A 636-nucleotide genomic window follows, 5' to 3' on the forward strand; every position below is an offset into this window, starting at 1 on the left:
TAGAGCTGTCCAAGGTCAAACATAAATCCGTTCCCAAAATCTCCAAAACCGTAAGAAACCTTTTCTTTTAAACTTAATTTCTCTTGAGTGACAGCGACTGTTTCGGTTTGTTTGTTCGTCGATATTTCCATGAAAAAGCAGCTCCTCTGCTAGCCAATTTGTGAATCTAAGCTTTCAAACGATCTTTCACTTCAAACTGGAAATAGTGTTTTGCATTTTCGTAGCAGATCCCTTTTACGATCCGGCCCAGCAGTTCGATATCATCCGGCGCTTCGCCGTTCTCAACCCATGTGCCGATAACATCGCAGAGCAGGCGCCTGAAATATTCGTGTCTTGTGTAGGAAAGAAAGCTGCGCGAATCAGTCAGCATACCGATAAAACGGCTCAATAGACCGATGTTGGCAAGCGATTTCATTTGTTCGAGCATGCCGTCTTTCGTATCGTTGAACCACCAGGCGGTACCGTGCTGGATTTTCCCCGGTATCCGGCCGTCCTGGAAGCTTCCGCAAAGGCTTGAAATCACGACATTGTCCCGCGGGTTTAAAGAATACAAGATCGTTTTTGGCAGCGCATCTTTTCGATCAAGAGAATCGAGAAAGCTGCACAAAGGCTTTGCGATATCCTGATCATTAATCG

Annotated in this window: 2 protein-coding genes; both read right to left on the reverse strand. The window is 45.6% G+C overall.

The genetic code is table 11. The features are described from left to right. On the reverse strand, positions 1 to 131 hold a 131-nt coding region (locus ACWHAR_RS28595), incomplete at its 3' end, for a hypothetical protein (RefSeq protein ID WP_452088639.1). 35 nt (positions 132 to 166) lie between these two features. Further along, positions 167 to 636 (reverse strand): glucuronate isomerase (locus ACWHAR_RS28600; RefSeq protein ID WP_452088638.1); only part of this gene is annotated, 470 nt, incomplete at its 5' end.

This window comes from Bacillus sp. LR--39, from assembly GCF_053613335.1.